General features: G+C 65.7%; 16 protein-coding genes and 1 pseudogene. 8 read left to right on the top strand and 9 right to left on the bottom strand.

Annotation, left to right across the window (positions count from 1 at the left end; genetic code table 11):
* Positions 1 to 140 precede the first annotated feature (140 nt).
* Positions 141 to 1,460 (top strand): MFS transporter, encoded by a 1,320-nt coding sequence (locus GSQ92_RS04775; RefSeq protein WP_158802274.1) that lies wholly within the window; start codon positions 141 to 143, stop codon positions 1,458 to 1,460.
* Positions 1,461 to 1,470: 10 nt separating this feature from the next.
* On the opposite strand, the gene GSQ92_RS04770 is transcribed toward GSQ92_RS04775, so the two are convergent.
* From GSQ92_RS04770 to ispF, 4 genes and pseudogenes are all read right to left on the bottom strand, one after another.
* Positions 1,471 to 2,310 (bottom strand): inositol monophosphatase family protein, encoded by an 840-nt coding sequence (locus GSQ92_RS04770; protein ID WP_158802273.1) that lies wholly within the window; start codon positions 2,308 to 2,310, stop codon positions 1,471 to 1,473.
* An 18-nt stretch (positions 2,311 to 2,328) separates the two neighbouring features.
* Positions 2,329 to 2,895, bottom strand: coding sequence for an elongation factor P (gene efp, locus GSQ92_RS04765; RefSeq protein ID WP_158802272.1), 567 nt, complete (start codon positions 2,893 to 2,895; stop codon positions 2,329 to 2,331).
* Between the two features lie 72 nt (positions 2,896 to 2,967).
* Positions 2,968 to 4,029, bottom strand: coding sequence for a lysine-2,3-aminomutase-like protein (locus GSQ92_RS04760; RefSeq protein WP_158802271.1), 1,062 nt, complete (start codon positions 4,027 to 4,029; stop codon positions 2,968 to 2,970).
* A 5-nt stretch (positions 4,030 to 4,034) separates the two neighbouring features.
* Positions 4,035 to 4,526, bottom strand: a pseudogene (gene ispF, locus GSQ92_RS04755) (2-C-methyl-D-erythritol 2,4-cyclodiphosphate synthase); the annotation flags it as partial.
* 142 nt (positions 4,527 to 4,668) lie between these two features.
* On the opposite strand from ispF, the gene dusB reads away from it, so the two are divergent.
* From dusB to GSQ92_RS04730, 5 genes are all read left to right on the top strand, one after another.
* Positions 4,669 to 5,742 (top strand): tRNA dihydrouridine synthase DusB, encoded by a 1,074-nt coding sequence (gene dusB / locus GSQ92_RS04750; RefSeq protein ID WP_158802269.1) that lies wholly within the window; start codon positions 4,669 to 4,671, stop codon positions 5,740 to 5,742.
* The gene (locus GSQ92_RS04745) at positions 5,739 to 6,890 is read left to right on the top strand and encodes an ATP-binding protein (protein ID WP_158802268.1); all 1,152 of its coding nucleotides are present in this window, start codon (positions 5,739 to 5,741) and stop codon (positions 6,888 to 6,890) included. Before dusB ends, GSQ92_RS04745 begins: the two co-directional genes overlap by 4 nt.
* Positions 6,887 to 8,335: a nitrogen regulation protein NR(I) gene (gene ntrC, locus GSQ92_RS04740; protein WP_158802267.1), complete on the top strand. Its 1,449-nt coding sequence runs from the start codon at positions 6,887 to 6,889 to the stop codon at positions 8,333 to 8,335. Before GSQ92_RS04745 ends, ntrC begins: the two co-directional genes overlap by 4 nt.
* 183 nt (positions 8,336 to 8,518) lie before the next feature.
* The gene (locus GSQ92_RS04735) at positions 8,519 to 10,783 is read left to right on the top strand and encodes a PAS domain-containing sensor histidine kinase (protein WP_254065553.1); all 2,265 of its coding nucleotides are present in this window, start codon (positions 8,519 to 8,521) and stop codon (positions 10,781 to 10,783) included.
* Complete coding sequence (locus GSQ92_RS04730; protein WP_158802266.1) at positions 10,773 to 12,155, top strand: sigma-54 dependent transcriptional regulator; 1,383 nt, start codon at positions 10,773 to 10,775, stop codon at positions 12,153 to 12,155. Before GSQ92_RS04735 ends, GSQ92_RS04730 begins: the two co-directional genes overlap by 11 nt.
* Positions 12,156 to 12,267: 112 nt before the next feature.
* On the opposite strand, the gene GSQ92_RS04725 is transcribed toward GSQ92_RS04730, so the two are convergent.
* The gene (locus tag GSQ92_RS04725; RefSeq protein WP_158802265.1) at positions 12,268 to 12,564 is read right to left on the bottom strand and encodes a hypothetical protein; all 297 of its coding nucleotides are present in this window, start codon (positions 12,562 to 12,564) and stop codon (positions 12,268 to 12,270) included.
* A gap of 144 nt (positions 12,565 to 12,708) precedes the next feature.
* Positions 12,709 to 13,575, bottom strand: a complete 867-nt coding sequence (locus GSQ92_RS04720) for an ATP-binding protein (protein WP_158802264.1) — start codon at positions 13,573 to 13,575, stop codon at positions 12,709 to 12,711.
* Positions 13,576 to 13,671: 96 nt separating this feature from the next.
* Between GSQ92_RS04720 and yajC the strand changes: the two genes are divergently transcribed.
* A complete protein-coding gene (gene yajC / locus GSQ92_RS04715) occupies positions 13,672 to 14,037 on the top strand; it encodes a preprotein translocase subunit YajC (protein ID WP_158802263.1) in 366 nt (121 codons plus the stop codon).
* A gap of 851 nt (positions 14,038 to 14,888) precedes the next feature.
* On the opposite strand, the gene GSQ92_RS04710 is transcribed toward yajC, so the two are convergent.
* The gene (locus GSQ92_RS04710) at positions 14,889 to 15,491 is read right to left on the bottom strand and encodes a superoxide dismutase (RefSeq protein WP_158802262.1); all 603 of its coding nucleotides are present in this window, start codon (positions 15,489 to 15,491) and stop codon (positions 14,889 to 14,891) included.
* A gap of 127 nt (positions 15,492 to 15,618) precedes the next feature.
* Between GSQ92_RS04710 and GSQ92_RS04705 the strand changes: the two genes are divergently transcribed.
* Complete coding sequence (locus tag GSQ92_RS04705) at positions 15,619 to 16,473, top strand: squalene/phytoene synthase family protein (RefSeq protein ID WP_254065552.1); 855 nt, start codon at positions 15,619 to 15,621, stop codon at positions 16,471 to 16,473.
* A gap of 14 nt (positions 16,474 to 16,487) precedes the next feature.
* Here GSQ92_RS04705 and nadC read toward each other — a convergent pair whose 3' ends face one another.
* On the bottom strand, positions 16,488 to 17,306 hold the full coding sequence (gene nadC / locus GSQ92_RS04700; RefSeq protein WP_158802417.1) for a carboxylating nicotinate-nucleotide diphosphorylase: 819 nt from the start codon (positions 17,304 to 17,306) through the stop codon (positions 16,488 to 16,490).
* 51 nt (positions 17,307 to 17,357) lie between these two features.
* Complete coding sequence (gene nadA / locus GSQ92_RS04695; protein ID WP_158802261.1) at positions 17,358 to 18,356, bottom strand: quinolinate synthase NadA; 999 nt, start codon at positions 18,354 to 18,356, stop codon at positions 17,358 to 17,360.
* Between the last annotated feature and the right edge of the window lie 11 nt (positions 18,357 to 18,367).

The raw sequence follows: 18,367 nt of genomic DNA, 5'->3' as shown, positions 1-18,367 counted from the left end.
GGTAGTTCCGGCTCCGGTGGGAGGGGTTTCACGCGCGAGGCGAGTGCGCCGCCAAGCTGCTCTCGGCGCGGGGCCGTTGCGCGAATGGGCAACTCTCTCCACCTGTGCGGAAAGACTGAGGAAACTCGAGGGAGTGAGCCATGGCGAGCGCCGCATCGGGAACCGCCCCTATCGCTGAGTCCAGGCCGCGCGCATTGCGCGCCTTCCCCGCCATCTTGCGGGTGACCAGCGGCAACTTCCTCGAAATGTACGACTTCATGATCTACGCCTATTACGCCACCTATATCGGTCAGGCGTTTTTCCCTTCGCGTGATCCCTTTGCCTCGCTGATGGCCTCGCTGGCGACCTTCGGCGCCGGCTTCCTCATGCGGCCGGTGGGGGCGGTGGTGCTCGGCGCCTATATCGACCGCTACGGCCGGCGGCGTGGCCTGATCCTGACCCTCGGGCTGATGGCGGTGGCGCTGATCGTCATCGCGCTGACACCGGGCTACGCCAGCATTGGCATCGCGGCGCCGATTCTGGTGGTGATCGGGCGCCTCGTGCAGGGGTTCTCGGCCGGGGTCGAGCTTGGCGGCGTCTCGGTCTATCTGGCGGAGATCGCGCCGCCCGGCCGTCGCGGCTTCTTCTGCGCCTGGCAATCCGGCAGCCAGCAGGTGGCCGTCGCTGTCGCCGCTTTGCTCGGGGTTTTCCTGACCCTCATCCTCACGCCGGAGCAAATGGCCGCCTGGGGTTGGCGCATCCCTTTGCTCGTCGGCTGCGCGATCGTGCCGTTCCTCTTCGTCCTGCGCCGTTCGCTGCAGGAAACTCAAGCCTTCGCTGAGCGTGTCCATCCCAGCATCGGCGCCATCCTCCGCTCGATCGCGAGCCATTGGGCGATCGTGCTGATCGGCATGATGCTGATCGCGATGACGACGGTGAGTTTCTACCTGCTGACCGCCTATACCCCGACCTTCGGCCGCAAGGTTCTCGGTCTCGGCAATACTCATGTGATGCTGGTGACGCTGGCCGTGGCGGTCTCGAACTTCATTTGGCTGCCCGTCTGGGGCGCGATCTCGGACCGCATTGGCCGCCGGCCGGTTCTACTGGGCGCGACGATCGCCTCATTGGTAACAGGCTTTCCAGTTTTACTCTGGCTGACCCGCGACCCTTCTGTCGGCCATTTACTGGTCTCCGAGTTGTGGCTCTCGCTGCTCTTCGGCGCTTTCAACGGCGCGGCGGTGCCTTTCCTGACCGAGGTCATGCCCGAAGCCGTACGGACCACAGGCTTCTCGCTGGCCTATAGCCTCGCCACGGCTTTGTTCGGCGGATTTACACCGGCGATCTGCACCTTGCTCATCCACGCGACAGGCAGCCGAGCGATGCCGGGCCTATGGCTGAGCTTCGCGGCGGTGCTGGGTCTGGTGGCGACGCTCTTGGCGACCCGCGGAGGTGTCGGCCGCCGGAGCGCCGCGCGAGCCTAGGCGTGGCGCCTCAACTTCCTAGCGCGCTGCCGGCCGCGGCCAACCCCTCCGCCACGGCCTGGAGCAGTACCGGATGGAAATGCGGATTGCCGGAGACGATGTCCGCGCCCACCGTCTCGCGGCCTTCGGGATCGGTCACATAGCCGCCGGCCTCGCGCACCAGCAGGGTTCCGGCCGCGATGTCCCAGGGCTTGATCCCGATCTCCCAATAGCCATCGAAGCGACCGGCCGCGACCCAGGCAAGATCGAGCGCGGCGGAGCCGAAACGCCGGATGCCCGCGATCTGCGGCGACAACAGCCCGAGCGTGCGGGCAAAGGCCAGCCGCTGGCGCGGCGGCGCGATGGCGAATGGAATGCCGGTGGCGAAAACCGCCTCCGACAGATCGCGCCGCGCCGAAACGCGCAGACGGCGGTCATTCATGTAGGCGCCGGCGCCCTTCTCGGCCATGAACATCTCGTCCACCGCCGGGGCATAGATCACTGCCGCCGCGGGCTCGATCTCGCCGGTCGGCAAACGCCGCTCCAGCCCGATGCTGATCGCCCAATGCGGAATGCCGTGCAGGAAGTTGGTGGTGCCATCCAGCGGATCGACCACCCAGCGCCAAGTCCAGTTGTCGGAGCCCGAGGCGCCGGACTCCTCCATGAGGAAGGCATAGCCGGGACGCGCCTTGTTGAGATCCTCGCGGATCGAGTTCTCCGCCCGCACATCGGCCTGCGACACGAAGTCGGACGGGCCTTTGATGCTGACCTGCAATTGCTCGACCTCCGCGAAGTCGCGCAATAGCCGCTTCGCCGCCTTCTGCGCGGCATTGGCCATGATCGTGAGGTTGGGGGAGAGACGGGGTGCCATGTCAGGACCCTCGCGCTGTCAGGACTTCGCTCGCTCCATATAGGTCGCGTCCTCGATGCGGACGACGATGCGTTCCCCCGTCTCGATGAAGGGCGGCACCATGGTCTTCACGCCGTTGGAAAGCCGCGCGGGCTTGTAGGAACTGGTCGCCGTCTGGCCCTTCACCACCGGATCGGCCTCGACGACTTCAAGCGTTGCGGAAACTGGCAGGTGGAGACCCACCGGATCGCCTTCGACCAGATCGACGACGACAGGCATGTTGTCCTGCAGGAACGCCGCGGTGTCACCCAGCAGCGCCACGGGAATCATCGCCTGCTCATAGGTCTCATTATCCATCAGAACGAGGTTGTCCCCGTCGGTATAGGAATAGGTGTATTCCTTGTTGTCGGTCATCAGCCGCTCGACCGTGTCGGCGGTGCGCCAACGTTCGTTGGTCTTATTGCCGGTTTTGAGATCGCGCATTTCAACCTGGATGAACGCGCCGCCTTTGCCCGGTGTGATGATCTGCTGCTTGAGCACCGTCCAGCGGCGCCCGTCATGCTCGATCACTTGGCCGGCGCGGATGAGGTTCGCCTGCTGCTTCATGAGTCTGCTCGATCGGAGAATTGGGAAGGCGGGGTTTCTATCCGCCCGCGCCTCCGGCGGCAAGCACGCAGGCTAGGGGATGGCGGGTTCGTGCAGGACATGCCGCTTGCCGGAGGGATCGTTCACCCCGCCTTGCGCATCGAGATAGCTCGGACCGATCGGCACCTTGCCGGCGCCGCCGGGGATGTCGAGCACATAAGTCGGCCAGGCGAGACCCGTCACGCGCCCGCGCAGCCCCGCGAGCAGCGTCTGCCCCTCCGCGATCGGGACATGAAAGCGGGCGGTGCCCGGCGCCGGGTCGAGCTGGTGCAGGTAGTAGGGCTTCACCCGCGCGGCGATCATGGCCCGCAGCAGCCCCTCCAGCGCCGCCTCGCTGTCATTGACGCCGCGCAGCAGGACCGACTGGCCGAGTACCGGAATGCCGCGCCGCTGCGCCCGGCGGAGCGCGGCACGCGCGGCGTCGGTGAATTCGCGTGCGTGGTTGGCATGGACCACCAGCCAAAGGGAGCGCTCGGTTTCCATTGCATCCGCCAGCGCCTCGGTCAGGCGCTCGGGCATCGCGACCGGCAGGCGGGAGTGCAGCCGGATGGTTTCGACATGGGGGATCGTCGAAAGCCGCGTCACGATGTCGCGAAGGCGTCGTGGCGAGAGCATGAGGGGGTCGCCGCCGGTCAGGATGACCTCGCGCAAGGCAGGTCGCGCGGCGATCCAGTCGATCGCGGTCGAGAGTTCGGCTTCTGACAGCAACCCGCCATCCGGGCCGACATGCTCGCGGCGGAAACAGAAGCGGCAATAGACCGGGCAGATCAGCAGCGGCTTGAGCAGCACGCGGTCGGCGTAGCGATGCACGATGCCAGGCACCGGCGAAAGGCCGTCGTCGGCGATCGGATCGGCACTTTCATGCGGAGCGAGGAGGCGTTCGTCAGGATGCGGCACCACTTGGCGCCCGATCGGGTCGTCCGCGTGCTCGATCAGCGCCGCCATGGCGGGAGGGATGCCGATGGCGTAGCGGGCGCCCACCGCCTCCAGCGCCGGGCGGTCCTCAGGCGTGGCGAGACCGGCGCGCAGTAGCCCGTCGATGTCGCGGATCGCCGTCAGTTCTGACGTCAGAACCGACGGGGCCTCGGCGGCCATCGCGGTCAGCTTTCCTCGGGCACCAGCAGGGCGACCGCCGCCTGTGCCGCGATGCCCTCGCGCCGGCCGGTGAAGCCGAGCTTCTCAGTGGTCGTCGCCTTGACCGAGATGCGGCTGAGGGGAACGCCGAGCAACTCGGCGAGGCGGCCGCGCATGGCCGGGGCGTGGGGGGTGATCTTGGGTGATTCGCAGATCAGCGTGACGTCGGCGTTCGTGAGAATGCCTCCACGCGCTGCGATGCGGCTCGCGGCGTGGATGAGGAACTGGGCGCTGTCGGCATCCTTCCAGTCCATCTCGCTGGGTGGAAAATGGCGCCCGATATCGCCCTCCGCCAATGCCCCGTAAATCGCGTCGCAGAGCGCGTGGATGCCGACATCCGCATCCGAATGTCCCGCTAATCCAAGATCATGCGGCACTTCGATGCCACAAAGGATGAGCTTGCGGCCGGCGGCGAGGGCATGGACGTCGAACCCGGTGCCGACGCGTGGCAGGAGGGCGGGGAGCAATGGGGTGGGCATGGGGACCTAATCTCGGTTGCGGGGGTCTAATCCGTCCGGCGCGATTGCGCGTCAACCGGCTAATCCTGTATCTGCCTAAACTATGGGCAATCACGAGAGACTAGAACCGGCGCCTGAGCGGATGCCTAGGAATGGCTCGCCGCTGGGGCGGCTCCGCCCGATCGCGCTGGGCGGCGCCGGCAATCCGCGGATCGAGATGCCCGTCATCCTGGCGCCGATGTCGGGCGTCACCGATCTCCCCTTCCGCCAGCTTGCGCGCGATCTGGGCGCCGGCTTGGTGGTCTCCGAGATGATCGCCTCCTGGGCGATGGTGCGCGAGAATCAGGCGACCTTGCGGATGGCCCGCGTCGCTTCTGACGGCGGCCCCAATTCCGTGCAGCTCGCCGGCTGCGATCCGGGCGCCATGGCTGAGGCGGCGCGTATCGCTGTGGGTCTCGGCGCCGATATCGTAGACATCAACTTTGGCTGCCCGGTGAAGAAGGTGGCGGTCGGCCAGATGGCGGGCTCGGCTTTGATGCGGGACGAAAAGGGTGCGGCCGCGATCCTCGAAGCGACGGCGCGCGCGGTCGAAGTGCCGGTGACGCTCAAGATGCGGATGGGCTGGGACCACGCCAATCTCAACGCCCCGCGCCTCGCCCAGATTGCCGAGGAATGCGGGATCCGGATGCTGACGGTGCATGGCCGGACCCGCCAGCAATTCTACACCGGTCAGGCCGACTGGGCCTTCATCGCTCAAGTGAAGGAGGCCGTGAGCATCCCGGTGATTGCCAATGGCGATATCATCACCGAGGAGGATGCCGCCGAGGCGCTGCTCCTATCCGGCGCGGATGGCGTGATGGTCGGGCGCGGCTGCTACGGCCGCCCTTGGTTCCTCGCCCATGTCGCGGAATATCTAACCACGGGCTGCAAGATCCCCGAGCCGACGCTGGCGGCCCGCAAGGAAATCATGCTGCGGCACTACGAGGCGATGCAGCAGCATTTCGGGACGCAGCCGGGAATGCGGATCGCCCGTAAGCATCTCGCCTGGTATTCGCGCGGCCTGCCGGGTTCGGCCGAGTTCCGCCAGGCCATGAACCGAGCCCCGGAAGTGGAGACCGTGCTCGAGATGATCGATCGCTTCTACGATCCGCTGATCGAACGCGGTGTCGCGACGCCGGTAGCCGAAAGGGCAGTGCTGCTGTCTGAGGCAGCATGAGCGGCGTGACCCGAGCCGTCCGCCGGACGGTTCTTTCCGTGGTGAGGCGGCATCCCTCGGCCGAGGAGCCCGGCTTCGATCCGATGATCGTGCTGGGCGCCCTGCCGGTTCCGCTGATCCTGCTCGATGCCGAGGATCGCTTCCGCTACGCCAATCAGGCCGCCGAGCAATTCTTGGGCATTTCGCTCGGCCAGCTGACGCAGATGTCGCTGCATGACGTGTTGCCGGCCGATAGCCCGCTGTTCCTGCTAATCGGCCAGTTGCGGACCGGCGTGACCTCCATCGCCGATCATGAACTCTCCTTCGAGGGGCCGCGCCTGCGCAAGACCGGCATCAGTGTTCAAGGCACGGCGCTGACGGAAGATCCCGGTTCGGTGGTGCTCGTGCTGCAGGATGGCACCATGGCGCGCGCGCTCGATCGGCAAATTTCGGCGCGCACCGCCGCGCGCAGCATCACCGGCATGGCGACAATTCTGGCGCATGAGGTGAAGAACCCGCTTTCCGGAATTCGCGGTGCCGCGCAATTGCTGGAGGCGAGCGTCGGCGAGAGCGACCGCGAACTCGCCGTGCTCATCCGGGACGAGGCCGACCGCATTCGTGCCCTGGTCGATCGCATGGAGGATTTCGGCGAAAAGCCGATTCTGATGGCGCCGGTCAATATCCACCGCGTGCTGGAACATGTGCGCCGTGTGGCGGCGACGGGTTTTGCCGCCGATATCCGCTTCAGCGAGAATTACGATCCTTCCCTGCCGCCCGTTCTGGGCAACCGCGATCAGCTCGTGCAGGTGCTGCTCAACCTGGTGAAGAACGCGGCCGAGGCTTTGCAGGATATCGGCGGAACAGGCGAAATCACGCTGATCACGCGCTATCAGCATGGCCTCCGCCTCGGCACTTCGGCGAGCGAGGCACGCGTGCATCTGCCGCTGCTGGTCGTTGTCAGGGATAGCGGCCCCGGCATTTCCGATGACCTCAAGGCGCATCTGTTCGAGCCTTTCGTCAGCGGGCGGCCCGCCGGCCAGGGACTGGGACTTTCGCTCGTCGCCAAGATCATCGCCGACCATGGCGGATTGATCGAGGTCGAGAGCATGCCGGGCCGCACCGAATTTCGCCTGCACTTGCCGATGGTTTCAGACGAGGACGGAGAATGATGCCCACGGTCCTGGTGGCGGACGACGATCGGTCGATCCGCACGGTTCTGACCCAGGCGCTGGGCCGTTCGGGCTATCAGGTTCGGACCACTGGCAATGCCGCGACGCTGTGGCGCTGGGTGGAAGATGGGGAAGGCGACCTCGTCATCACTGACGTCCTTATGCCGGACGAGAATGGGCTCGATCTCATTCCGCGCATTCGCCGGCTTCGCCCTGATCTGCGGGTCATCGTGATGAGCGCGCAATCGACGCTGACGACGGCGGTCAAGGCGACGCAGCGGGGCGCCTACGAATACCTGCCGAAGCCCTTCGATCTGCGCGAGCTGCTCTCGGTGGTTGACCGCGCGCTCGCGGCGCCGCAGCCGGTCATCGAGCCGACCGAGCCGGTGGAACCTCGCGACGAGGAAGGCCGCTTGCCGCTCATCGGCCGCAGCCCGTCGATGCAGGAGATTTACCGGACGGTCGCGCGGCTTACGACCACCGACCTCACCGTCATGATCAGCGGCGAATCCGGCACCGGCAAGGAGTTGGTGGCGCGGGCGCTGCATGATTACGGCCATCGTCGCACGAAGCCATTTGTCGCGATCAACATGGCGGCGATTCCACGCGAGCTCATCGAGAGCGAATTGTTCGGGCATGAGCGCGGCGCCTTCACCGGTGCGACGACACGCACGCAAGGGCGCTTCGAGCAGGCCAATCGCGGCACGCTGTTCCTCGACGAGATCGGCGACATGCCGCAGGAGGCACAGACGCGTTTGCTGCGCGTCTTGCAGGAGGGTGAGTTCACTCCGGTCGGCGGCCGCCAGTCGGTGCGGGCCAATGTGCGGATCATCGCCGCGACGCATCGGGACTTGCGCATGGCGATCCGGCAAGGGCTGTTCCGCGAGGATTTGTTCTATCGCCTGAACGTTGTTCCCATCCGCCTGCCGCCGCTGCGCGACCGGGTCGAAGACATTCCTTTGCTGGCGCGGCATTTCCTCGATCGCGCCAAGGCGGATGGCTTGCCGGCCAAGACCCTGGAGCCGGCCGCGCTGGATCGGCTGCGGACGCATCGCTGGCCGGGCAATATCCGGGAGCTCGAAAACCTTATGCGCCGGCTTGCGGCTTTGCATCCGCGCGAGAGTATCGAGGAAGAGGCGGTCGCGCGCGATCTGGCGAGCGCCGCCGCGGCACCCGAGGAGGGAAGCGTCGCCTCGCCTGAGGCGCTTGGGCCGGCGATGGAGCGGCACATCCGGCGTTTCCTCGCGGCGCATGAATCGGGGCAGATGGGCAATGATATCTACGACCGGGTGATTGCCGAGGTGGAGCGGCCGCTGATCCAGCTCACTTTGGTGGCGACGCGCGGCAACCAAATCAAGGCGGCGGCGATGCTGGGGCTCAATCGCAATACGCTGCGAAAGAAGATCCGGGACCTCGACGTGCCGGTGGTGCGCGGTGTTTCTTAGGGGCGCTGTCTCGTTGGGCGAAGACGCGGCTGCGCCTTCGTCACACTCCCGTCATGGCACGCGAAGGCGTGCCATCCACGCCTCACTCGCGGCACGAAGGCAAGACGTGGATGCTCGGCCTTCGCCGCGCATAACGGGAGGGGTGCGAAGGCGCTCCGCGTCGACACTGCGGGGGAAAGCCCCATGCTGATCAGCAATACCCGCTCGGCGATGCCGCTGCTTGGCGACGAGACCGCCGATCCGAAGAACCGCTCGCGGTTTGGGCTGATCGTCAATGTGGCGCTCGGCAAGTCGGTGACGCTGATGCTGGCGGCGGCCGCGCTTGTGCTGGCCGTTGCGAGTTTTGTCATTCTTTCCGGCGGCATGTCGCTCGGCCTCAGCCATCGCGCCGTTGTCGCATTGGTGCCGGCGAATTTCGCGTTGCTGTTGCTGCTGGTTGCCTCCGTCGCGGGACGCGTGGTGCGCGTGACGCTGGAACGTCGTCGCGGTTCGGCGGGATCGCGGTTGCAGGCGCAGCTCGTTCTGCTGTTCAGCGTCGTCGCGGTAACACCCGCGATCGTGCTGGCGATTTTCGCAACCGTCTTCTTCCAGCTCGGCATCCAGGCCTGGTTCAATGAACGCGTTCGCACCGCGATCGACGAAAGCATGCAGGTGGCGCAAGGCTATCTCACCGAGCACAAGGATGAGATCCGCACGGATGCTTTCGCGATGGCCAATGATATGGCACGCGCTGGACCCTATCTGACCAGCAACCTGAACAACTTCGGCCAATTCCTCGGCACACAGATTTCCTTGCGGGGCCTCACGGAAGCGATCGTTTTCGAACCGACCACAGGCCAGATCATCGCGTCCACCGGAATGCTCGGCAGCGCTTCGGGTGGGCTGCCGCCGCCATGGGCCGAGGATGTGGCGCGGAATGGCGATGTCGTAGTCATGGGATCGCGGGATGGGTCTAGCGTGACGGGACTGGTGCAGCTCGATTCCACGCCGCCCCTGATGCTGTTGATCCAGAAGCCGGTCGATCCCACGATCCTCGCGCATATGGCGCGGACCGAGGCGGCGGCGGCGGAATATCACCGGCTAGAAGCGCATCGGCATAGCCTGCAGATCACCTTCGTCGTCATCTTCGCGATGGTGGCGTTGCTGGTTCTATCCGCCGCGATTCTATTTGGCCTGGTCTTTGCCAATCAGATCGCACGCCCCGTCGGCCGGCTCATTCGCGCGGCCGAACGCATCCGGTCGGGTGATCTCGGCGTGCGTTTGCCGGAAAGCCGGCGCGATGATGAGATCGCGGGACTTACGCGTGCCTTCAATCGCATGACGGGCCAGCTTGGTGCTCAACGCTCCGAACTTATGCAGGCCTACAGCCAGATCGATGACCGCCGGCGCTTTACTGAGGCGGTGTTGGCGGGTGTCTCGGCGGGCGTCATCGGGTTGGATCCCGCGGGCCGGATCGAATTGCCCAACCGCGCCGCTTCCACGCTGCTCGGCGTCGATCTTCTCGCCGCGATGGGGCAGCCGCTGGCCGAGGTCGTGCCGGATTTCGCGCCGCTGATCGAGGTCGCACGCGCCATGCCGGAGCGGCCGCGCCGGGTCGAGATTTCGATCGGCCCGGCGGCTCATAAGCGGCTACTCAACGTGTGGCTCAGCGTCGAGCTGACGGAGGAGCGGGTTGACGGTTTCGTCATTACCTTCGACGACATCACGGAACTCGCCTCGGCGCAGCGCAAGGCCGCCTGGGCGGATGTTGCTCGCCGCATCGCGCATGAAATCAAGAATCCGTTGACCCCCATTCAGCTATCCGCCGAGCGGCTGAAGCGGCGGTTCCTGTCGGAGATTACCTCGGATCCCGAGACTTTTCGGCAATGCGCGGATACGATCGTGCGTCAGGTCGGCGATATCGGGCGCATGGTCGATGAGTTCTCCGCTTTCGCGCGAATGCCGCAGCCGGTGATCAAGCCCGAGGAGATCGGCTCGGTGGTGCGTGACGCGCTGATGTTGCAGCAGCATGCGCGGCCGGAAATCAATTTCACGGCCGACATTCCTCTCGGTGGTTTCCGGGTGCCCTGTGATCGCCGGCTGATCGGTCAGGCGATCACCAATCTTCTGCAGAATGCCGCCGACGCCATCCAGATGCGGCCGGGCGCGGGCCATATCGATATCGTGGTGAAGCGCGTCGATCAGACCGTGCATATCAGCGTGAGTGACGACGGGGTCGGGCTGCCGGAGGAGGAGCGGGGGGAACTGACGGAACCGTATGTGACGACGAAGCAGAAGGGCACCGGGCTTGGCCTCGCGATCGTCAAGAAGGTCATGGAGGATCACGAGGGCACGGTGCTGCTCGATGACCGGGAGCCGGGGCCCGGCGCGGTCGCGACGCTGGTGCTACCGCTGGTTTCGGAGGCCGCTCAAGTGCAAAGCGTGATGCAGGCTGACGATGGCCGCTGATATCCTCATCGTCGACGACGAAGCCGATATCCGCATGCTGATCGACGGCGTGCTGCGCGACGAGGGCTATCTCACGCGCCAGGCGGCGAATGCGGATGATGCGATCGGCGCGTTCCATGCGCGGCGGCCGAGCCTCGTAGTGCTCGACATCTGGCTGCGGAACTCGCGGCTGGATGGTTTGGGGATCTTGGAGGCGCTGCATCGCGAGCAGCCGCATGTGCCGGTGGTGATGATCTCGGGCCATGGCACGATCGAGACGGCGGTGAATGCCATTCAGCTCGGCGCCTATGACTTCATCGAAAAGCCATTCAAGGCCGACCGGCTGCTGCTGATCGTGCGCCGGGCGTTGGAGGCGGCGCGGCTGGCCGCCGAGAATGCCGAGCTGCGGCTGCGCGCGGGTGCGGAGTCGCAGCTGATCGGCGAGAGCGCGGCCTTGCAGGCGATCCGCGCGGCGGTGGAGCGGGTGGCGCCGACGGGGTCCCGCGTGCTGGTGACGGGTCCGGCGGGGGCGGGCAAGGAGGTGGCGTCGCGCATGCTGCATGCGCTGTCCCGCCGCGCCGACCAGCCGTTCGTGGCGCTCAACTGCGCCACGCTCAATCCCACGCGGTTCGAAGAGGAGCTTTTTGGGGTGGAGGCGGCGGCCGGGGAGCCGCGGCGGGCCGGGGTGCTGGAGCGCGCCCATGGCGGCACGCTGCTGCTCGACGAGGTGGCGGATATGCCGCTGGAGACTCAGGGCAAGATCGTGCGGGCCTTGCAGGACCAGGCGTTCCAGCGGGTTGGCGGTTCGGCGCGGGTGAGCGTCGATGTGCGGGTCATCACCACCACCAACCGGGACCTTCAAGCGGAGATTGCCGGCGGGCGGTTCCGCGAGGATCTGTTTTATCGGCTGGCGGTGGTGCCGCTGCAGATCCCGGCGCTGCGGCAGAGGCGGGAGGATGTGCCGGTGCTGGCCCAGTATTTCCTCGCCCGCGCGGCGGAGAGTGCGGGGATGGCGCCGCGTATTCTGGCGGCCGATGCGGTCGCGGCTTTGCAGGCCTATGACTGGCCGGGGAATGTGCGGCAGCTGCGCAACCTGATGGATTGGCTGCTCATCATGGCTCCCGGCAGCGCTGTCGATGCGATCCGGGCGGATGTGCTGCCGCCGGAGATCAGTTCCCATGCCCCGCGGCTACTGTCGCTCGATCCGGCCGCCGACATGATGGGGCTGACGCTGCGGGAGGCGCGGGATCTGTTCGAGATCCAATACCTACAGGCGCAGCTCGTGCGGCTGGGCGGCAATATCAGCCGCACAGCCGCGTTCGTGGGCATGGAGCGCAGCGCTTTGCATCGCAAGCTCAAGCAGCTCGGGGTGACGACTGAGGAACGGGGCTGAGGTGGGTGTCGCCGTATGTTGCGAGCGGAGTATCCGCGACTTTGAAGCCACCTAGATCGTCGGCCTTTTCCTTAGGGTTACGTTAAGGCGCTGGCGCCAACGCCGGCCGATGTCAGACGTCTCGGATCTGGTACAGTCCGGCAAGCTCGATTGGTGTGTTTTGCGCGAGCGGAGCGGTGGGAGCGGGAAGGTAGCTTTGGGCGGCCCCGGCGCCTTTGCGGATGAGCACACCTGCGGAGTAAGCCACTCCTGCGATGACGACCACGCTAGCCGCAACGGGGGCCACACGAGCCGCTCGCTCCATCAGCCACCGCAGCGAGTAATTGTTGCCCAATACAAGGACATTGGAAGGGATGGGGGCGCGCCAGGGTATGTCAGGCTTCGACCCACCAAACGTGATTTGCCTCATATGATTTTCCCCCAGACTGAAGAAGTCAGCTTGGGGTCTAGAGATTACTAGAAGGTGAATGTCATGACGCTAAGCCACGCCTGAGAAGGTTTTCTTCGTTTTACGGAGCGTGGCCCGCCGAGGTCCTGCCGTTACCCGACAGCCTTAGCCGAGCGAGCCCTCCGTCTTGACGCCCAAGCGCCCCGCCAAATCCTGAATGTACTGCCATGCCACGCGGCCCGAGCGGCCGCCGCGCGTGACGGACCATTCGACAGCGCCGGCTCGCAAGGCTTCCGGCTCGATTGGCAATGCAAGGGCCTCGGAATAGCCCTCGACCATGGCGAAGAAGGTGGGCTGGTCGCAGTTGTGGAAACCGATCCAGAGGCCGAAACGGTCCGACAGGGAGACTTTCTCCTCGACCGCCTCGCCGGGATTGATCGCGGTCGAACGCTCGTTGTCGATCATGTCGCGCGGCATCAGGTGACGGCGGTTGCTCGTGGCGTAGAACAAGACGTTATCCGGCCGCCCCTCAATGCCGCCGTCGAGAACGGATTTGAGCGCTTTGTAGTCGGCATCCTCGCGTTCGAAGGAGAGATCGTCGCAGAGGATCACGCACCGCTCCGGCCTGCCGCGTAGCAGGTTCAGCAGGTCGGGGAGGGTGCGGATGTCCTCGCGATGGATTTCGATGAGCTTGAGGGTGCCGGGCGTTTCGGCATTTACGGCGGCATGGGCGGCCTTGACCAGGGACGACTTGCCCATGCCGCGGGCGCCCCACAGCATCGCGTTATTCGCGGGCAGGCCGCGAGCGAAGCGGGTCGTGTTCTCCAGCATCGCCTCCTTCTGGCGATCGACGCCACGGATAAGGTCGAGTGCGACGCGGGAGATGCGAGGCACGGGAACGAGTGCCGGCGGCCGGGGCTGCCAGACGAAGCCATCGGCCAGAGTGAGGTCCGGAGCGGCCGGAGGCGGCGGCGCCAGACGCTCCAGCGCCTGGGCGATGCGCGTCAGCAGGTCAGGCAAAGTCGTATCCATCAGGCGAGGATCCATCTGGCTTAGGAAGGGAGGCTTGACGGCCGGGGTGCGGAAACTATGGTCCCGCCCCAATCACCGCAAGCTGGACGACCGACAATGCACCTCATTTCCCCGGCCTATGCCCAGTCGCTCGGCGGCGGCATGTCGATGGCGTCGCTGACCCAGTTCGCGCCGCTCATCCTGATCTTCGGGGTGTTTTATTTCATCCTGATCCGGCCGCAGCAGCAGAAGCAGAAGGCGCTCAAGGCAAGCCTCTCCTCCATCAAGCGTGGCGACCGGGTGGTGACGGCGGGCGGTATCCTTGGCACCGTCCAGAAGACCCGCGAAGGCACCAACGAGATCGAAGTCGAGATCGCGCCGAATGTGCGGGTGACGGTGTTGCGGGAGACGATCTCCAATATCGTCAAGCCGACGGTCGCGAATGACGTGAAGCCGGCGTCGCCGCCCGCCAAGGTTTCCTGAGGCGAGTTGCTCCAAGGACGTGCTTCTAAGAGGGATGCAGCCACCGGGTCCATCTGGAAACTGGCGCTGTAATAAGGCTGACCTGATTTCCGAACGCATGATAGCGCTTCAGGTAGCTGGTGAATCCGGGCACTCGTGAAATGGCGCCATACCTCTGCTGGTTATATTTCTGCCTGAACCTTGTGTCGTCGGACGGCACGGACGGCACTGGCGGGACCGGTGTCTGGCGCACCGGTCGGCTCATGGGTTCATTCCAATCCGTGATGCTCCCGATGGTGGCCGTCTGGACATCGCTTCGAGCGGGGCGCGTCCAGTTCTCTTGAATAGCCGGGCTTGGAGATTGCGGCCTATCTTGCCAGCGTAGCCAGTCGGCCATCTCTGCCGGGCTCATCTGCAGCCCGAGAGTCTGGGATGCCTGGGTGACCTGAGCCGGCCAATTGGTTGCGAAGAGTGTGCCTGTCGCCAACGGCCCAGCGCCACTTTGCAGTCGGCTATTGTGGACCGCGTAGGGCAGGGATGCGGGAGGCCCAATGTAAGGGCGCTCTCCAGATTTAGTAACGACCATCGCCGGAATTGGTTGGCCAGCCGGTGTTGCCGTCTGAGGAAGCGTGAAGAACTCGGAGTTTGAGTCGTCAAGTCGGACGACGACCGTCTGATAATCCGACGGCTGATGACCCGGCGTTCGACCAACCGGCGTCGCCCTAGTCGGCCCTGAAAAGGACATTAAGCCTCAACTTGCAAATGAGAATTATTCTCAACTAGCGATTTGTGCTTAACGAATTGTGAAGGCGGTGGTAGCCGACGCGGAGGCTACCTTCCGGCAACCCCCGCCACCGCTGGTTTCGCCGCGCTTAAGCCAGTTCGTTCGCCGCGAAGTCGTAATTGGCGATCTTGTCCAGCCAATTGGTCACGTAGTCCGGGCGGCGGTTGCGGAAGTCCAGGTAGTAACTGTGCTCCCAGACGTCGAGGCCGAGCAGCGCCTTGCCCTCGCCGGTGGCGAGCGGGTTGGAGCCGTTGGGCGTCTTGGTCACCTTGAGCTTGCCGTCAGCGGCGAGGATCAGCCAAGCCCAGCCCGAACCGAATTGGGTCGTCGCGGCGGTCTTGAAGGCGTCCTTGAAAGCCTGCACCGAGCCGAAATCGGCGGTGATCTTGGTTTCCAGCTTGCCGGGCAGCTTGCCGCCGGTCGGCGACATGTTCTTCCAGAACAGAACATGGTTCCAATGCTGGCCGGCATTGTTGAAAACCGGAGCCAGGTCGCTCTGGCCGTAGGAGAGCTTCACGATTTCTTCGAGGGATTTGCCCTGGAGATTGGCGTTCTTCTCGACGAAGCCGTTGAGCGCGGTGACATAGGCTTGATGGTGCTTGCCGTGGTGCAGTTCCAGCGTCTCCTGGCACATGCCGGCGCCCGCTAGCGCCGAGGTCTCGTAGGGCAGCGGGGGAAGCTCGAAAGCCATGAGGCGTTCTCCGATGTTCTAGTGACGGCGTTCTTGTGACGCAGGCCAGCGCGCAATGGAAAGGGCACGCTGCCTTGACGCCCTTACCTTATGCCCGCGTCACGACCCGTCAACCCGAGTGGCCCGCGTGCCAGGGCTCGCATCACCGCACCGGCTTGTCTGGGCGCGCGAGAAACGCCATCACGCGGCGATGCTTTCCCCGATTGGCGAAATTGTCCGTCGTCATGACCCGGACCGGTTCCTTACGGCGCTGTTTGCTCCGCCGGAGCGGCGCGAGGCGCTGCTGACGCTCTATGCCTTCAACCACGAAATCGCACGGGCACGTGAAGTCGCCAGCCAGCCGCTGCTCGCGCTGATCCGGCTGCAATGGTGGCGGGAGGTGGTGGAGGGGGAGGCGAAGCCGCATGAGGTCGCGACGCCGCTGGCCGAGGCTCTCGCCGAGGGGCGGCTCTCGCGGCCGGATTTGCTGGCGCTCATCGCCGCTCGGGAGACTGAGGTGGAGGGCGAGATCGCGACGGCGGACGCCTGGCGCGACTGGCTGTTCGCGGGCGCGGGGGGCGTTTCGGTGGCGGCTGGGCAAGCGCTGGGGGTGACGTCGCCGGAGGCGTTAGAGGGGCTGAGGCTGAGCGGGGCCGCTTATGGCGTGGCCGGATTGCTGCGGAGCCGAGGGCCGCTTGGGCGCCGGGGCTGGGCGCCTTGGCCCGCCGATCGCCTCGCGCTTGCAGGGCTGACGGCCGCGGCAGCGGCGGCGGCGCCCTTCGATCCGGCTTTGGTGCCGGTGCTTGCCGAACTTGCCGCCGAGGCGCGGGGATGGCTGCATCGGTCCCGCGATATTCGGGTGCCACGCGTTGCCGTGGCCGCGTGGCTGCCAGGCACGCTGGCGCGGCGGGACCTGCGATCGCTGAGCGTTGGGGAGCCTCGGCCGAGGGGGCTGACGGACCGCGCGGCCGTGCTCTGGGCGGGGCTGTCGTACCGGCGTTAGCAACTCGCGCCGTGTCAGTTGGTTTGCAAGTCGAGGCCGAGATCGATGATGGGGGCGCTGTGGGTTATCCAGCCGACCGAAATCAGATCTACGCCTGTCGCCGCAATGGCGCCGACGGTGGCAAGCGAGATGCGTCCCGAAGCTTCCGAGATGGCGCGGCCATTGATCATGCGGACCGCCTGACGCAGCAATTCGGGCGTCATGTTGTCGAGCAGCACGGCATCCACGCCGATTGCCAGAGCCTCAGCGAGTTGAGTGAGGGTATCGACCTCGATCTCGATTTTCACGAGATGGCCGACCGCCGCTTTCGCGCGCTCAAGCGCGGGGCGAATGCCGCCCGCCACGGCGATGTGGTTGTCCTTGATCAGGATGGCGTCGTCCAGCCCGAAGCGATGATTGCCACCGCCGCCGGCGCGCACCGCCTGTTTCTCGAGAACGCGCAGCCCCGGCGTCGTTTTTCGCGTGCAAACGATGCGCGCGTGGCCGTGGTGCCCCGCGGTGCGCATAAGCGCCGCGGTGACTGTTGCGATGCCTGAGAGGCGGCAGAGGAAGTTGAGTGCGACCCGCTCGGCCGAGAGCACGGCGCAAGCGGGTCCTCGGAGCCGTAGCACGATGTCCTCCGGAGCGACTTCCGCGCCGTCTGGCCGCTCGATGATGATGGTGATGGCGGGATCGACGAGCGCGAAGGCGAGTGTGGCGGCCTGGGTGCCGGCGATGACGCCGGCGTCACGGGCGACGATGGCACCCTCGGCCATCGCCTCGGGCGGGATGACGGCGTTGGAGGTGATGTCTCCAGCGCGCCCAAGATCCTCGAGCAGTGCGGCGCGGATCATCGGTTCCACGAGAAGGCGCGGCAGGGGCGGCGGGGTCGGCAACCCGGCGTCCTAGGTGATTGCGATCATGCGCTCGACCGCCGCGCGGGCGGAGACGGCGAGAGCGGGGTCGATCAGGATTTCCTGTGTCATCGTCTCCAAGGCATGGCGAATGCCGGGCAGCGTAATACGCTTCATATGCGGGCAAAGATTGCACGGCCGCAGGAAGGTAACGTCGGGGAATTCGAGGGCGAGGTTGTCGCTCATCGAGCATTCCGTGACGAGCGCGACGCGAGCGGGGCGGCGGGCAGCGACGAACGCCGCCATTTGCGCTGTGGAGCCAGCGCAATCCGCGGCCGCGACGACGGCTTCGGGGCATTCCGGATGGGCCATTACGACGACGTCGGGGTAGCGGGCGCGGACGCCCGCGATGTCCGCCGGAGTGAAGGTTTCGTGCACTTCGCAATGGCCGGACCAGACGATGATCTCGACCTCAGGGATTTGGTTGGCGATGTTGCGGGCGAGGTATTCATCGGGGAGCATGATGACGCGCGGTGCGCCGAGCGAGCGGATCACCGCGAGGGCATTGCCGGAGGTGCAGCAGATGTCGGATTCCGCCTTCACCGCGGCGGAGGTGTTGACATAGGTCACGATCGGGACGCCGGGATATTCGAGGCGCAGTCCGCGAACATCGGCGGCGGTGATGGAGTCGGCGAGGGAGCAGCCGGCGCGAAGATCGGAGATCAGCACACGGCGTTGCGGATTGAGCAGCTTGGCAGTCTCGGCCATGAAATGGACGCCGGCGACGAGGATGACCTCGGCCTGCACCGTTGCCGCTTGGCGGGCGAGCGCCAGGCTGTCGCCGACGATATCGGCGATGGTGCTGGTGATTTCCGGCGGCTGGTAGTTATGCGCAAGGATGACGGCGTTACGCTCGCGCTTGAGGCGGAGGATTGCCGCGATATCGCGCGCCATGATGGGCCACTCGATTGGCGTGACTTGGCCACGCAGGCGGTCATAGAGATCCGGCAGGGGAATAGGGTCCAGCCGGCCCGCAGCAGTCACGCTCATCAACCGTACCG

It is taken from the genome of Acidisoma sp. S159 (genome assembly GCF_009766125.1).
In the GTDB taxonomy this organism is placed as follows: domain Bacteria; phylum Pseudomonadota; class Alphaproteobacteria; order Acetobacterales; family Acetobacteraceae; genus Acidisoma.
This window is presented reverse-complemented; position numbering and strand designations above follow the sequence as displayed.

Excerpts from the sequence above, each read along its gene's own strand:
- ntrC (WP_158802267.1), top strand. The coding sequence starts at position 6,887 with ATGATGCCCACGGTCCTGGTGGCGGACGACGATCGGTCGATCCGCACG.
- GSQ92_RS04760 (WP_158802271.1), bottom strand. The coding sequence starts at position 4,029 with ATGGCCGCCGAGGCCCCGTCGGTTCTGACGTCAGAACTGACGGCGATC.
- efp (WP_158802272.1), bottom strand. The coding sequence starts at position 2,895 with ATGAAGCAGCAGGCGAACCTCATCCGCGCCGGCCAAGTGATCGAGCAT.
- GSQ92_RS04725 (WP_158802265.1), bottom strand. The coding sequence starts at position 12,564 with ATGAGGCAAATCACGTTTGGTGGGTCGAAGCCTGACATACCCTGGCGC.
- GSQ92_RS04745 (WP_158802268.1), top strand. The coding sequence starts at position 5,739 with ATGAGCGGCGTGACCCGAGCCGTCCGCCGGACGGTTCTTTCCGTGGTG.
- GSQ92_RS04720 (WP_158802264.1), bottom strand. The coding sequence starts at position 13,575 with ATGGATACGACTTTGCCTGACCTGCTGACGCGCATCGCCCAGGCGCTG.
- GSQ92_RS04730 (WP_158802266.1), top strand. The coding sequence starts at position 10,773 with ATGGCCGCTGATATCCTCATCGTCGACGACGAAGCCGATATCCGCATG.
- nadC (WP_158802417.1), bottom strand. The coding sequence starts at position 17,306 with ATGATCCGCGCCGCACTGCTCGAGGATCTTGGGCGCGCTGGAGACATC.
- GSQ92_RS04735 (WP_254065553.1), top strand. The coding sequence starts at position 8,519 with ATGCTGATCAGCAATACCCGCTCGGCGATGCCGCTGCTTGGCGACGAG.
- GSQ92_RS04710 (WP_158802262.1), bottom strand. The coding sequence starts at position 15,491 with ATGGCTTTCGAGCTTCCCCCGCTGCCCTACGAGACCTCGGCGCTAGCG.
- yajC (WP_158802263.1), top strand. The coding sequence starts at position 13,672 with ATGCACCTCATTTCCCCGGCCTATGCCCAGTCGCTCGGCGGCGGCATG.
- GSQ92_RS04770 (WP_158802273.1), bottom strand. The coding sequence starts at position 2,310 with ATGGCACCCCGTCTCTCCCCCAACCTCACGATCATGGCCAATGCCGCG.
- nadA (WP_158802261.1), bottom strand. The coding sequence starts at position 18,356 with ATGAGCGTGACTGCTGCGGGCCGGCTGGACCCTATTCCCCTGCCGGAT.
- dusB (WP_158802269.1), top strand. The coding sequence starts at position 4,669 with ATGCCTAGGAATGGCTCGCCGCTGGGGCGGCTCCGCCCGATCGCGCTG.
- GSQ92_RS04775 (WP_158802274.1), top strand. The coding sequence starts at position 141 with ATGGCGAGCGCCGCATCGGGAACCGCCCCTATCGCTGAGTCCAGGCCG.